A 13,859-nucleotide genomic window follows, 5' to 3' on the forward strand; every position below is an offset into this window, starting at 1 on the left:
TGACATTTAAATGAAGATACTAAAATTTTTTCATCAGTTTTTTCACTCTTAGTTATATAATCTATTGCCAAATTTAGAGTTGATTTTATAGGATGTATTTTTGTAATTGCCATACTAATCACCAGAACTTTCTTTTGATTTGTTAAGAAGTAGGGAATGGATCTGCCATATTTCTTTTGCCAATTTTTCTATTTTTTCTCGCATATAATCAATGTCTTTCTTGTAAATTACTCCCGTTGTATTAGTTGCTTTTGCAATCTGGTTTATATTATTTGTTGCATTTGAAAGTAGCCATTGTAGGTTTCTAAATGGTTCTAAATCTACAACATAAATCTCTTTTTCTAATACACATTTCCTAAGAAAGTGGGACATAGTTTTGCAGTTTGCAAGTTTCATTTTCTTTTCAAAAACTTCTTTTTCTTCTTTAGTTAGTTTTATTTCTATTCTTTCATTTCTAAATCTATTTGCCATTTTATTCTCCTTTTTAAAATATATTTCGGGGTCTTAGGGTTCTCCCTAACAAGGTAAAAATTTAAAAAAAATGGAGCATTCCGTAAAGGTATGCTCCATTAATTTTTTCGTAAGTGTCCGTACACTTACTGTGCTTGCTATTAAAGTTATAAGCGTTAAGCCTGTATTTAATTATTAGTAATTATATCATAATTAAGTATGATTTTCTACTGTTCCTATTGACAAAAATAAGATAAGAGTATATAATGATAACTAAGTTATCTATATGCCGCAAACTTATAAATTTAGCCGTTAGTAAAGGAAGTGGGATATGACAGAAATTACTGGTTATGATTTAACACATAAAAAGATTATGGATAGTGGTAAAGTTAATTTTTTAAATGATGGCTATGAACGAGCTAATTTAAGAAAAATTTGCAAAGATGCTGGGGTTACAACGGGTGCTTTTTACAGGCATTTTAATGATAAAGAAGATTTATTTATCAGTTTAGTTGATCCATTGGCAAACGAACTTTTGGGTTTTTATAGCAAGTTTGAAGAGGAATCTTTTCAAAACATAGAAAAAAATTGTGGAGAAGATTTATCAAAAATTAACATTGAAGGGTCAATTGAATCTGCATTATATATGTTTAGCAAAAAAGATTTATTTAATCTTTTAATATATAAATCATATGGTACGAAATATGATAATTTTATAGAGCTTCTTGTGGAAAAGGAAGATATAAACAGACATAAAGCGTTTCAGATTATTTCAAAGAAAAAGAATATAAAATCAGAAGTCCCTAAAGATGCAATGCATTTGTTAAACCATGCTTATATTAATGCATTGTGTGAAATTATAATACATTCTCAAACAGAAGAAGAAGTAAAGTTAAACACAAGAATAGTTTCGAAGTTTTTTTATGATGGATGGGAGAAATTGCGATGTTTTTAAATATAAGGGAAAGGGTATTAAACGCCCTTATATTTTTTAAAATAAAGATAACTAAGTTAGCTAATTAAGTTATTTCATTTGGAGGTGTTGATTATGAAACAAAAAAGTCCTGCTACTATATTGTGGGAGCTTGCAAAAAAGGAACATTCAAAGTTAAAAACATCTGTATTTATAGCGAGTATCGGTGTTATTACAGGGATTATTCCATATATTGCAGCAAGTCGTATTTTAGTTGAATTGTTAAAGGGAAATGAGGATTTTAAAATTTATTCTTTATGGTTAGGAATAGGATTGTTATCCTACATCTTAAAATCATTTTTATACTCTATGGCTTTATCTGTATCCCATAAAGCAACTTTTAGTGTACTGAAAGATGTTCGTTTAAGAATGCTTGAAAAACTTCCAAAGATGCCATTAGGAGAAATAATATCTGTTCCAAGCGGAAACTTTAAGCAGATTATAGTGGATCAGGTTGAAAGTATGGAGAAACCGCTCGCTCACCTGTTGCCTGAAATGACATCGAATCTCTTAGGTTCTTTGAGTATATTTATTTACTTATTATTTCTTGATTGGAGAATGGCTCTTTTATCATTAGTATCCATTCCTGTGGGAATGCTTTTTATGGGACTCGTAATGAAAAATTATGCTGTTCAATATGAAGGATCTGTAAAGGTAAATCGAGAAATGAATTCTGCAATTATTGAGTATGTCAATGGAATAGAAGTGATAAAAACATTTAATCAAGACAAGAGATCGTACGCAAAGTACAAAGATAAAGTCATTGCAAATGCAAGATACTTTTATGAATGGATGAAGAGTTGTCAGTTACCTGTATCTTTATCTAAAAATATATCTCCTACTACAATGATAACAGTGCTTCCATTTGGTTGGTATTTCTACATTAGCGGCAGTTTAAGTGCAGAAGTATTTATATCTGTAATTATTCTATCTTTAGGTATTGCAGGACCTTTACTTGAAACAATCAATTTTGTTGATGGTCTTGCTAAGATAGGAACTATTGCTAATTCTATTAACTTAATTTTAGAAGGAAAAGAACAAAAGCATTCTGATAGAGAAGTAACTATCCAGCAATATAATATTGATTTACAAAATGTAAAGTTTGGATATGAAGAAGAAAAAGAAATTCTTCATGGAATATCCCTAAACATAAAAGAAGGGACAACAGTGGCTTTTGTTGGACCAAGTGGAAGTGGCAAGTCAACTTTAGCAAAATTAATAGCTGGATATTGGGATATTACGGAAGGAAATATAAATATTGGTGGATACAATCTTAATGAAATTCCATTAAAGCAATTATATAGTTTAACTGCCTTTGTTTCGCAGGATAATTTTTTGTTCAACGAAAGTATTAGGGAAAATATCCGAATGGGTAATCCAAGTGCCAGTGATAAAGAAGTAGAAGACATTGCTAAGAAATCGGGTTGTCATGATTTTATTATGAAAATGGAACATGGTTACGATACGGTTGTCGGAAGTAGTGGTAGCCATGTTTCTGGTGGAGAAAGGCAAAGAATATCTATAGCAAGAGCAATGCTCAAAAATGCACCTATTGTAATACTTGATGAAGCTACTTCATATATAGATCCTGAAAATGAAGTGATTATAAAGCAAGCTTTATCAAAGCTTATAAAAGATAAAACGGTGATTATTATTGCTCATAGATTATCAACTATAACAGATGCAGAACAAATATTCTTAATTGAGAATGGAAAACTTGTTTCATACGGTAAGCATGATGAATTATTAAAAGGTTGTGAATTATACCGAAATATGTGGAACGCTCATATAGGAACAAAGGATGGTGGGATGAAATGTTAAGTGCTTTAAAAAAGATTTTAGATTTCTCAGGTGATGAAAAGAAAAATGTATATCACTCTATATGGGTAAGTTTTTTGTTTGCGATTTTTCATATGCTTCAAATCAGTGCTATTTATTTTATAGTGAAAGCAATTGTCCAAAAAGACATGAGCATGATGCCTGCGTGGATCGCATTAATACTTCTTGTTATTAGCATAATCGGAAGAAGTGTTACAAATTATTTTTCACAATTACAGCAATGCCATGCAAGTTATTTTATGGTGGCAAATAAAAGAGTAGCAATAGGTGAAATGTTAAAAAAAATACCTATGGGATTTTTCAATGAAAACAATATTGGTGAAGTGGTTGGAATTTCTACAACTGTTTTAGAAGATGTAGAAAATACCGCAGCAATGGTTATGGTAAATACATTATCAGGTTTTATAAACACGATAATATTTACAATAATGATTTTAGCATTTGAGTGGAGAATAGGTTTTATTGTTGCAATTGGATGCCTATTGTACTTATTTGTTCTCTCAAAAATGGAAAGCAAATCAAGGAGTGTTCTTCCTAAAAGACAAAAAGCATCTGCTAAATTGGTTGATGCCATTTTAGAGCAAATTGGAGGAATGTCTGTTATAAAATCCTTCAATTTAACAGGGAAAGGAGATGAAAAAGTCAGAGGTGCTATTGAAAATAGTAGAAAAATAAATCTTGATTGTGAAAAACTGTTTACACCTTATACGATTTTGCAAAATATTCTTTTGGATTTGTTTAGCATTTTGATAATAGGTGCAGGTATTTTCTTTTATATCAAGGGAGAACTCTCATTCTTAAATACAGTTATGACGATTATAATTTCTTTTCTTGCTTTTTCTCAAATAAAATTGGCAGGAAGTGCAACAACCTCTCTCAGAGTTGTTAGTGGATCTATTGAGCAAACAAAGAAGTTAGAGAAATTTCCACAGATGGATATTGATGGAAAAGACATAAAGCCTACTACTTTCGATATTTCTTTTGATAATGTAGAGTTTTCTTATTCAGGCAAAAAAATCCTTGATGATATTTCTGTCAAGATACCACAAAACCAAATGACAGCTATAGTTGGACCTTCAGGAGCTGGAAAAACTACATTTTGCAATTTGATAGCGAGGTTTTGGGATGTAGAGAAAGGAGAAATCAGCATAGGTAAACGTAATATTAAAGAATATTCATTGGAGTCATTAATGAGACAAATTAGTATGGTTTTTCAAAATGTTTATTTATTTCAAGACACTATTGAGAACAATATAAAGTTTGCCAAGCCGAATGCTACACATGAGGAAGTTATAGAAGCTGCAAAGAAAGCGTGTTGTCATGAATTTATTATGAAGCTTCCTGAACAATATGAAACAGTTATAGGAGAGGGAGGTGCAAGTCTATCTGGTGGAGAAAGACAAAGAATATCAATTGCAAGAGCAATGATAAAGAATGCACCTATCATTATTTTCGATGAAGCTACTGCAAATGTAGACCCCGAAAATGAGGATAAATTGCAGGTTGCTATGGAGGAACTCACAAGAAATAAAACAGTAATAATGATAGCACATAGACTAAAGACAATAAAAAATGCAAACCAAATACTTGTTTTAGCAAATGGAAAAATAAATCAAAAAGGCACACATGAAGAGCTAATTCAAGCAGAAGGTATCTATAAAAATTTTGTTGAGGCACGACAAAAGGCAGTTAATTGGAAACTGTCATAAGTGAAAATGATTTATATGAGAATTATTCAAATATAACTCATGTAGATTTATATTATTTTAATTTAAGGAGGATTAAAAAAATGAAAAAAGGATTGTCAGCTAAAGATCTAATCAATGTAGGAATTTATACAGCTATTTATTTAGTTCTGTTTTTTGTAGTAGGGATGATGAATGCAATTCCTATCTTATACCCAGCTATCTATCTTCTAATTCCTATAGTCACAGGAATTCCCTTTATGTTGTTTTTAACCAAAATAGAAAAATTTGGCATGGTTACGATTATGTCAATTATTATCGGTGTGTTTTGGTATTTTATGGGCTATACATGGTTAGCATTGGTAGGATATATCCCATTTGGTATTATCAGTGATCTGGTTATGAAATCAGGTGGTTTTAAGAGTTTTAAAAAGAATGTTATTGGATTTTGGCTATTTTCTTGCGGAATGATAGGTTGTCAAATGCCAATGTGGGTAATGGCAGATACCTATATGGAAGGTGTTAAGCAACAAATGGGAGAACAATATGCACTTGCACTCGCAAAATATATGCCTTCTTGGATGGGGATTGCTGCATTTGGAATTATTTTTATCGGCTCAGTTATTGGTGCAAATTTAGGGAGGAAAATGCTTAAGAAACACTTCGAGAGAGCGGGTATCATTTAATGGAAGAGTATGAGGTATATAAACCGAATAAACCAAAGGGCTTTTTCTTAGATCCTCGTACTAAAATTTTATTTATGATATTTATAACAACCATAATGTCTATCGGATATAAGGATATTTTAGTTAGCCTTATATCCGCCATTGTGGCAATAGCATTATTATTATCTAATAAACAATTTAAGATAGCTTTCATTTATGGAGGGCTATTTACTTTGGCTATTATGGCACACTTTACGAAAGATATGTACACATTGCCTACACTCATAAATACAATTTCAGTATTGTTGAATGCCTTGATTTTAAGACTATTTCCAATTTTTATGTTGGGCTATTATGTTGTAATGTCTACAAAAACGAGCGAGTTTATAGCAGCCATGGTAAAGTGGAAAATTCCCAATGCATTTATTATTCCAACAGCAGTTGCATTCAGGTTTATTCCAACTTTGAAAGAAGAACACAATTCTATTAAGACTGCTATGAAAATGAGAGGAATTAGCTTTAAAAATAAAAAGGCGTGGAAAAATCCAAGCTTATACTTGGAATATGTAACAATACCTTTAATCGTTTCTATTGTAAAAATAGGTGATGAATTGTCGGCGGCAGCAATAAGTAGAGGATTGGGAGCTTTGAAAAAGAGAAGTACTGTGGTAAAAGTAAAGTTTACTATATATGATTTATTAATTTTACTCTTTTCAGTTGCCTTTACAGGACTATTTTTATATAGGAGGGGATAGCATTGATTGAATTTAAAGACGTGTCATTTACTTATGATAGCGGGAATAAGAATGCTGGAATTTATAATATTAATTTAAATATCAATGCTGGTGAAGTAGTTGTATTTTGTGGTGAGTCCGGTTGCGGAAAAACTACAATAAGTAGGTTGATAAATGGGTTAATTCCCGGGTATTATTCCGGAAATTTGACTGGTAGCGTTATTGTAAATGAACATGAAATTTCTAAAAATTCTATTAATGAATTGAGTCAATATGTAGGATCAGTATTTCAAAATCCAAGAACTCAATTTTTCAATGTAGATTCAACAAGCGAAATTGCATTCGCCTGTGAAAATTTTGGGATTTCAAGAGAAGAAATTTGTAGAAGAATTGGCAAGGTAACAAAAGAATTAAATATAAAAGATTTGCTTGATAAGAGCTTGTTTTCTATGTCAGGAGGAGAAAAGCAAAAAATTGCTTGTGCTTCTGCTGCTGTTATGGAGCCTGAAATCTATGTATTAGATGAGCCATCTTCTAATTTAGATATACAAACTATAAAAATGTTAAAAGATATCATAAAAAAATGGAAAGAAAAAAAGTCCACTGTGGTTATTGCAGAGCATAGACTACAATATTTAATAGATATTGCAGATAGATTTATATATATGAAAGATGGAAAAATTAACAAAGAATTTTCTTGTGTTGAGTTCAAGAAATTACCTAACAGCATTTTAAATAATATGGGGTTAAGGAGCATACACCCTATTGATACCAATAGCCGTATAAAAAATATAGAATCTAAGGAACTAATAGAGATTAAGAATTTTATGTTTAGTTATGGAAAAGAGCCGTTTTTTGAAATTAATGATGCTGTATTACCTCAAAAATCTATTGTGGCTGTTTTAGGAAATAATGGTTCTGGAAAATCAACTTTTTCAAAATGCTTATGTGGAGTTGAAGAAAAAGCAAAAGGAACTTTAAATATACAAACAGAAAGTTATGCTACAAGAGAAAGGCTAAAAAAATGTTTTATGGTGATGCAGGATGTTAATCATCAATTATTTACCGAATCAGTTAAAGAAGAAATTCTTTTGAGTATAGAGAACGATGAAAATAAAGAAGAAAAGATCGATGAGATATGTAAAAAGTTAAATTTAATGGATTTTATAGATTGCCATCCAATGTCATTATCCGGAGGGCAAAAACAAAGGGTTGCAATTGCAAGTGCTATCGCTTCTGATAGGACAATACTGATTTTGGACGAACCTACAAGTGGTTTGGATTTTAAGAATATGAAAGAAGTTTCTAATGAAATGATAAGGCTTAAAGAGGACGGAAAAACTATTTTTATTATCACACATGATCCGGAATTAGTAGAATGTTGTTGTGATTATTTTATGTTTATGGAGAATGGAAAAGTCAAATGGCATGGTATTAAAGATGAAAAGAATATGGGAAAAATTAGGGAATTCTTCGATCAAACTTAAAATTTGCTAAAAAAATCTGGATGAAAAAAAGGAGGTAATTTTATGAAACAAGATATGAAAGAACAATTATTAACAAAAAGACCTATAGATTTACTTTTTCAATTATCTATCCCTGCTGTAATAGGAATGATAGTAATAGGTCTTTATCCACTAATGGATGGAATTTTTGCAGGAAATATTATAGGACAAACTGCAATGACAGCTTGTGGTGTAGCTATGCCACTTACCTTTTTTAATAGTGGAGTATCTACACTCATAGGTGTAGGTTCAGCATCAGTTTTATCAAGAGCTATAGGAAAGGGTGACCAAAAAACAGTTGATAAAATTATGGGGAATTTAATCTTTTGGGTTATTCTATTCTCATCAATTATTACAATAGGCGGAATTTTACTTGCACCACATTTTTTAGATATGGTTGGAGCAAGTGGAGAAATTAAAGAATATGGTATCAGATATTTACGAGTAATTTTCATTGGTTCTTTATTTGTAAACTTTACTCAATCAGCAAACATGGTTATGCGTGGAGAAGGATTAATGAAAAAAGCAATGCTCATTATGGGGCTAGGGGCTTTTTTAAACATAATTCTTGATCCCATTCTAATGAAATTAATGGGAAAATACGCAATAGAAGGGGCTGCACTTGCAACTATTACAGCACAATTTGTTCAAGCGATAATAACACTCCATTACTTCAAATATAAAAGTAAAGCAGTAAAAATAAATAAAATCAAACCTGATCAGGAAATAAAAAAAGAAATGTTTGGCGTAGGGTCATCTGCTATGATGATGCAAATTTTATTTATGATTCAACAAACAATGCTATATAAAATGTCATTTAAATATGGCGGAGATACAAATGCTATCTTGATGGCAGCAACACTTAGAATATATGCCTTTTCATTCATTCCACTTTGGGGAATGAGTCAAGGTTTACAACCTGTAGTTGGTACAAATTTTGGAGCGAAAAAATACGACAGAGTAAAAGAAGCTATGAAAGTATTTTCTATCGGAGGATTAGTTCTTGCATCAATATTTTGGATACCAACATTAGCATTTTCAAAGAATATACTTTCCTTATTTGGAGTAGAAGAAAGTATTATAACTCAGGGAATAGGAAACTTTAGACTATTTTATTCTATCTTTATCCTATATGGAGTAATCGTAATGACTATAACATTCTTCCAATCAATAGGAAATGCTAAAAAAGCCGGCATAATAGTAATGCTAAGACAGTTATTTTTATTCGTACCTGCCATGATTATTTTACCAATGATATTTGGAGTTAAAGCAGTATGGTTTGCAGAACCCCTTGTAGATTTAATTATGATAATAGCTGGTGTAGTAATGATGTTTGGGGAATTAAATAGGATGGATAAAATCAGTTTGAAAAATTCAAGTAATGAATAATAAGTGGGTTTATTTAAAAGAATGGAGGGAAATATGCAAATAAATATAATTAAATTACATTTACCTTTTTTCTTTGGTTTATGCTGTTTACAAGTTAGATAACTCAGTTAAAAAATTAAATACAATTACTATTAGAAAGAGTTTCTTTCATTCTAGAGGACTAACCATGCCCAAGAGCAGGAGTCCTCCTTTTTTTGTCTGAAAACATAAAGACAAAAAAAGAATGGAGGAAACATAAATGACGAAAGAATATTACCTTTATGTCGGTGGGCAAAAAATCAAAGTAAGCGAGCAGATATACAAAGTCTACTGGCAAGAAAGAGAACATGAAAAATATTTAGAGCAGGTGGACAAGAAAAACCACTTGCTCTTTTTTTCGTCCCTAAATCATGATGGGAATTTTGAAAATAATTTAGAAGATAAAAATGTTGATGTAGAGAAAGTTGTAGCTACACAAATGATGATTGAAGCATTAAAAAATGCTATGTCAAAGTTAAATGAGGATGAACGGGAAATAATTGAAAGATTATATTTCAATGATGAAACACTTCGTGCAGTAGCAAAGACTCAAAATATATCACATCCTGCTTTAATAAAAAGACGAGATAAGATTTTAGAAAAACTAAAGAAATTTATAGAAGAAATATAAATTCTGGTTACCAAAGAGGGCAAATTTTCCTTTATAAAGTGAGGGGAGTTTTGTCCTCTTTCTATTTTAAAAGAAATTTAAACAATACTTGAACCTTAACAATTGAATAGACCAAGACAAGACGTTAATCATTTTTGGAGCGTGATAACCTATCCGCCAAGATCTTTCTGCTGAATAATTCGGCAAAACAAGTACTGCTAAGCTAAAAGCAAGGGAAGAAGAAAGGGAGCGATAAGTAAGAGTTTGAATATAGGGAGGGATACCCTATTCGCTATGAAGAAAATGAGGATAATGATACTTCTAAGGTTGAAGCCGGCTCATCCTGAACAGAGGCGGAGGTGAGATTCCTATGTTGCTAATCCAAGGCACTTGTCAATGTCAAAAAACTTTAAAAATATTAAAATAAATATTTTAAATATATTATTTGGAGGATTTATGATTAACGAAAATATAAAAGGTGTTCGTGTTTCTGAGAAAGCATTTCTAACATTAAAAGAAGCATCTGAATATTTTAATATTGGTCAAGATAAAGTTAGACAATTAACGGATGAAAATGATTGTGATTTTGTATTATTTAATGGAAGTAAGCGTCTTATTAAGAAAAAATTAATGGAAGAATATTTAAATAGACAGTTCTCTATTTAATCTAAAACTATATATAAAACACGCATAATGCGGTATAATAATTATAGCGTGTCTTTTATCAAAAAAGGAGAATTTTTATGGTAAAAAGACGCAAAGATAGTAAAGGGGTTGTTTTAAAAGACGGTGAATATCAAAGGTCAAATGGCACTTATGAATTTAAGTGGCAAGACAAAATAGGTCGTAGAAAATCTATCTATGCGAAAACTCTAAAAGAATTAAGAGAAAAGGAATTAGATATTTTACGCAATACTATAGATGGAATCAACAACGAAGGAAGTAGCTTGTCTGTAAATGATACTTTTAAGCTATGGACAAAGGTTAAAAGAGGTTTAAAGGATAATACCTTTAAAAATTACATCTATATGTATCAACAATTTGTAGAACCGACTTTTGGTCGCATTAAACTATCTGATATTAAAAGATCTGATGTTAGAAGTTTTTATAACAGATTAAAGGAAGACCAGGGATTGATGGTTTCTACCATAGATTGTGTCCATACTGTCTTACATCAGGTATTAGAATTAGCAGTGGATGACGAATATATAAGGTTTAATCCGTCTGACAATGCTTTAAAGGAACTGAAAGTAGCTTATCGAAATGAATCTCCGAAGAAAAAAGCCATGACAATAGAAGAACAGGTGCTATTTGAAGAATATTTATCTAATAGTGATGAATATAAAAAATGGTATCCAATATTCATTGTTATGCTTTGGACAGGCATGAGAGTTGGAGAAGTCACAGGATTGCAATGGGACGATCTAGATTTTGATAATGGTCTTATAAATGTAAATAGGACTTTGGTATATTATAGTAAAGGTAAAGGATTAAACAATAGATATGCTATTAATACACCGAAGACAGAATCAGGTAAGCGAAGTATTCCTATGGTTCAAAAAGTAAAAGATGCTTTTCTTATGGAAAGAGAGTTACAAAAAACTTTTGGAATCGAATGTTGTGATTCAATCGATGGATTTAAAGACTTTGTATTTTTAAATAGATTCGGAAAGGTTCACAATAATGGAACACTTAATAAAGCTTTAAGAAGAATTGTTAGAGATTGCAATTTAAGTATAATGGATAAAAATAAATCGAACTCTAATGATATTCTATTAGTTCCACATTTAAGCAATCACATTTTCAGACACACCTTTACTACAAGGCTTAATGAACAAAATATAAATACAAAAGCAATGCAGTCTATTCTAGGTCATTCTGATATTAGTACAACAATGGATATATATGTAGATGCTACAGAGGACTTTAAGATAGAACAGATGGGAGAATTTGAAAAAGCAATGAAATTTATATTTTAGAATTTACGACAGCTTACGACAAATTTACGACAATTTGCTAGAAATCTATGGGCACTTATAGAGAGTTAGCAAATTGTCGTAAATGGAGAAGTACCATAAAATAGACTTTTATAGAGATTTAGACAATTATCTAAGGTAAAGGGGATTTTCCCAACAATGAAGCCAGTTGGAAATAATTCTTCTAGCAATTCAAAAGATGGCGAAGATAACACAAAAGCTAAGAAATTGGACTTATCAAAAGTGAAAGTTGAACCATTATTTGAAGATTTTGTAGATTTTGACAAATTCTCGGAATCTGATTTCAGAGTAGTAAAAGTAAAATCTTGTGAAGAAGTACCAAAATCCAAGAAATTATTAAAATTTACATTGAATGACGGATCTGGAAAAGACAGAATCATATTATCAGGAATTAAAAACTACTACAGCGCAGAAGACTTAGTAGGTAAGACATTACTTGCAATCACTAACTTACCACCAAGAAAAATGATGGGTGAAGAATCTTGTGGAATGCTTTTATCTGCAATCTGCGAATATGATGGAGAAGAAGTATTGAATCTTATAATGTTAGATTCAAATATTCCAGCAGGATCAAAAATTTATTAATTAAATAAAATCCTTAGACGATAGAAATATATTCTGTCGTCTTTTTTTATTGCCATGAATTTCATATACATTTCATAAAACTTTTGTAACATATACATGTAACAAAGTTAAGGAGATATTTATGATAAAAAATGCGATTGCTTATATAACAAGAAAAAGAAATAGGACTTTGATAATACTGATAATTCTAACACTTGTCTTATCATGTTTGTATGCTTGTTTGAGTATAACAAAATCACAGAAAACACTGGAGAAATCACTGTACGAAACATCAAGTTCATCTATTTCAATAACGAAAAAAGATAATAACGGATATTTTGATATAAAAGAATTTGACAAACTGAAACAGATCAAAGATATAAAAGAGGTTTCATATCATTATGAGGGATTAGCCAACGTAACAAATACCAATGTCGTTGAAAGTGATCAGAAAGTTATGCGTGAAGATTTGTCTACAAATATGAAAAATTTAGTATCGATAGATGCTATGACAGATCAAAAACGTTACACATTGTTCACAAGTAACGTGTTTACTATAAAACAAGGCAAGAATTTGGATAAAAATGATGACAATAAGATTCTAGTTCATGAAGAATTTGCAAAGAAAAACAAGCTCAAACTTCACGACAAAATAGGTCTAAAGTTCATGAATATGAATGGAAATGGAGATACAAATAAAGAGACAAAATATGAGATAGTTGGAATATTTTCAGGAAAAAAACAAGAAAAATATACAGGTTTGTCTTCTGATTTTAGTGAAAACTCAATGTTTGTGAATTACAATTCAGCTCAAAATTCGTTGAATATAAAAGACGGTAACAAAATTGCCAATAAAATATCTGTTTACACACAGAATTCAGATTCAATGGATAATATAGTAACTAAAATCAAAAACCAAACTGGGAATTCTTCGAAATACATTATCGAAAAAGATGACAATGCATTCAAAGAAGCTATTGATTCGATAAACAGCGTTAAGCACATCATACAGATGATGACATATTCCATAATGGTTGCAGGACTTGTAGTTTTATCGTTGATTTTAATATTATGGCTAAGAGAAAGAATTTACGAAATAGGAATACTTTTATCAATTGGCTTTAGTAAATCTAAAATCATAGGACAATTCATCATGGAGCTTGTATTTGTATCCGTTCCTGCGGCAGTTTTATCGTTCATTAGTGGAGATTTCATTATCAAACTAATTGCATCAGGAATAACAGAATCGGAAAATGCATCATTTACAGGTAGCCTATTAATTACTAAAATATCAGATAAATTAGAAGTGTTTATCAAAAGCTACGGATTGCTTCTATTAATAATAGCAGTTTCTGTGATTATCGCATCGATAATGATATTAATCAAAAAACCAAAACAAATATTATCACAAATAAGTTAGGAGATATAAA

12 protein-coding genes and 2 pseudogenes are annotated in these 13,859 nt (G+C 30.6%); 12 read left to right on the forward strand and 2 right to left on the reverse strand.

Annotated elements, in window-relative coordinates; all coding sequences use genetic code 11:
• A pseudogene (locus GKF99_RS02040) lies at positions 1 to 113 on the reverse strand (relaxase); the annotation flags it as partial.
• A 1-nt stretch (position 114) separates the two neighbouring features.
• Positions 115 to 471, reverse strand: a complete 357-nt coding sequence (gene mobC / locus GKF99_RS02045; protein WP_154272563.1) for a plasmid mobilization relaxosome protein MobC — start codon at positions 469 to 471, stop codon at positions 115 to 117.
• Positions 472 to 781: 310 nt separating this feature from the next.
• Between mobC and GKF99_RS02050 the strand changes: the two genes are divergently transcribed.
• From GKF99_RS02050 to GKF99_RS02105, 12 genes and pseudogenes are all read left to right on the forward strand, one after another.
• On the forward strand, positions 782 to 1,405 hold the full coding sequence (locus tag GKF99_RS02050) for a TetR/AcrR family transcriptional regulator (RefSeq protein WP_010815642.1): 624 nt from the start codon (positions 782 to 784) through the stop codon (positions 1,403 to 1,405).
• A 93-nt stretch (positions 1,406 to 1,498) separates the two neighbouring features.
• Complete coding sequence (locus GKF99_RS02055; protein WP_154272564.1) at positions 1,499 to 3,244, forward strand: ABC transporter ATP-binding protein; 1,746 nt, start codon at positions 1,499 to 1,501, stop codon at positions 3,242 to 3,244.
• The gene (locus GKF99_RS02060) at positions 3,238 to 4,971 is read left to right on the forward strand and encodes an ABC transporter ATP-binding protein (protein WP_154272565.1); all 1,734 of its coding nucleotides are present in this window, start codon (positions 3,238 to 3,240) and stop codon (positions 4,969 to 4,971) included. The genes GKF99_RS02055 and GKF99_RS02060 overlap by 7 nt, the downstream gene beginning before the upstream one ends.
• Before the next feature lie 80 nt (positions 4,972 to 5,051).
• The gene (locus GKF99_RS02065; RefSeq protein WP_010815644.1) at positions 5,052 to 5,633 is read left to right on the forward strand and encodes an MptD family putative ECF transporter S component; all 582 of its coding nucleotides are present in this window, start codon (positions 5,052 to 5,054) and stop codon (positions 5,631 to 5,633) included.
• The gene (locus GKF99_RS02070) at positions 5,633 to 6,367 is read left to right on the forward strand and encodes an energy-coupling factor transporter transmembrane component T (protein ID WP_154272566.1); all 735 of its coding nucleotides are present in this window, start codon (positions 5,633 to 5,635) and stop codon (positions 6,365 to 6,367) included. Before GKF99_RS02065 ends, GKF99_RS02070 begins: the two co-directional genes overlap by 1 nt.
• 2 nt (positions 6,368 to 6,369) lie before the next feature.
• Positions 6,370 to 7,833: an ABC transporter ATP-binding protein gene (locus tag GKF99_RS02075; protein WP_154272567.1), complete on the forward strand. Its 1,464-nt coding sequence runs from the start codon at positions 6,370 to 6,372 to the stop codon at positions 7,831 to 7,833.
• A gap of 42 nt (positions 7,834 to 7,875) precedes the next feature.
• Entirely contained in the window at positions 7,876 to 9,240 is a 1,365-nt protein-coding gene (locus tag GKF99_RS02080; RefSeq protein WP_154272568.1) for an MATE family efflux transporter, read from the forward strand.
• 238 nt (positions 9,241 to 9,478) lie between these two features.
• Complete coding sequence (locus GKF99_RS02085) at positions 9,479 to 9,889, forward strand: sigma factor-like helix-turn-helix DNA-binding protein (protein WP_150889017.1); 411 nt, start codon at positions 9,479 to 9,481, stop codon at positions 9,887 to 9,889.
• Positions 9,890 to 10,324: 435 nt separating this feature from the next.
• Positions 10,325 to 10,534 carry an excisionase gene (locus GKF99_RS02090; protein ID WP_009345237.1) on the forward strand — a complete coding sequence of 70 codons (210 nt, stop codon included), beginning with the start codon at positions 10,325 to 10,327 and terminating at the stop codon, positions 10,532 to 10,534.
• A gap of 77 nt (positions 10,535 to 10,611) precedes the next feature.
• Positions 10,612 to 11,847: a tyrosine-type recombinase/integrase gene (locus tag GKF99_RS02095; protein WP_005956591.1), complete on the forward strand. Its 1,236-nt coding sequence runs from the start codon at positions 10,612 to 10,614 to the stop codon at positions 11,845 to 11,847.
• Positions 11,848 to 12,066: 219 nt separating this feature from the next.
• Positions 12,067 to 12,450, forward strand: a pseudogene (locus GKF99_RS02100) (hypothetical protein); the annotation flags it as partial.
• A gap of 121 nt (positions 12,451 to 12,571) precedes the next feature.
• Positions 12,572 to 13,849 carry an ABC transporter permease gene (locus GKF99_RS02105; protein WP_154272569.1) on the forward strand — a complete coding sequence of 426 codons (1,278 nt, stop codon included), beginning with the start codon at positions 12,572 to 12,574 and terminating at the stop codon, positions 13,847 to 13,849.
• Positions 13,850 to 13,859: the final 10 nt, after the last annotated feature.

It is taken from the genome of Finegoldia sp. BIOML-A2 (genome assembly GCF_009678315.1).
Lineage (GTDB): Bacteria > Bacillota > Clostridia > Tissierellales > Peptoniphilaceae > Finegoldia > Finegoldia magna.

Bases quoted from the DNA above. Each gene is read 5' to 3' on its own strand.
- GKF99_RS02085 (WP_150889017.1), top strand. From the start codon at position 9,479: ATGACGAAAGAATATTACCTTTATGTCGGTGGGCAAAAAATCAAAGTA.
- GKF99_RS02065 (WP_010815644.1), top strand. From the start codon at position 5,052: ATGAAAAAAGGATTGTCAGCTAAAGATCTAATCAATGTAGGAATTTAT.
- GKF99_RS02055 (WP_154272564.1), top strand. From the start codon at position 1,499: ATGAAACAAAAAAGTCCTGCTACTATATTGTGGGAGCTTGCAAAAAAG.
- GKF99_RS02080 (WP_154272568.1), top strand. From the start codon at position 7,876: ATGAAACAAGATATGAAAGAACAATTATTAACAAAAAGACCTATAGAT.
- GKF99_RS02070 (WP_154272566.1), top strand. From the start codon at position 5,633: ATGGAAGAGTATGAGGTATATAAACCGAATAAACCAAAGGGCTTTTTC.
- GKF99_RS02060 (WP_154272565.1), top strand. From the start codon at position 3,238: ATGTTAAGTGCTTTAAAAAAGATTTTAGATTTCTCAGGTGATGAAAAG.
- GKF99_RS02090 (WP_009345237.1), top strand. From the start codon at position 10,325: ATGATTAACGAAAATATAAAAGGTGTTCGTGTTTCTGAGAAAGCATTT.
- GKF99_RS02105 (WP_154272569.1), top strand. From the start codon at position 12,572: ATGATAAAAAATGCGATTGCTTATATAACAAGAAAAAGAAATAGGACT.
- GKF99_RS02050 (WP_010815642.1), top strand. From the start codon at position 782: ATGACAGAAATTACTGGTTATGATTTAACACATAAAAAGATTATGGAT.
- mobC (WP_154272563.1), bottom strand. From the start codon at position 471: ATGGCAAATAGATTTAGAAATGAAAGAATAGAAATAAAACTAACTAAA.
- GKF99_RS02095 (WP_005956591.1), top strand. From the start codon at position 10,612: ATGGTAAAAAGACGCAAAGATAGTAAAGGGGTTGTTTTAAAAGACGGT.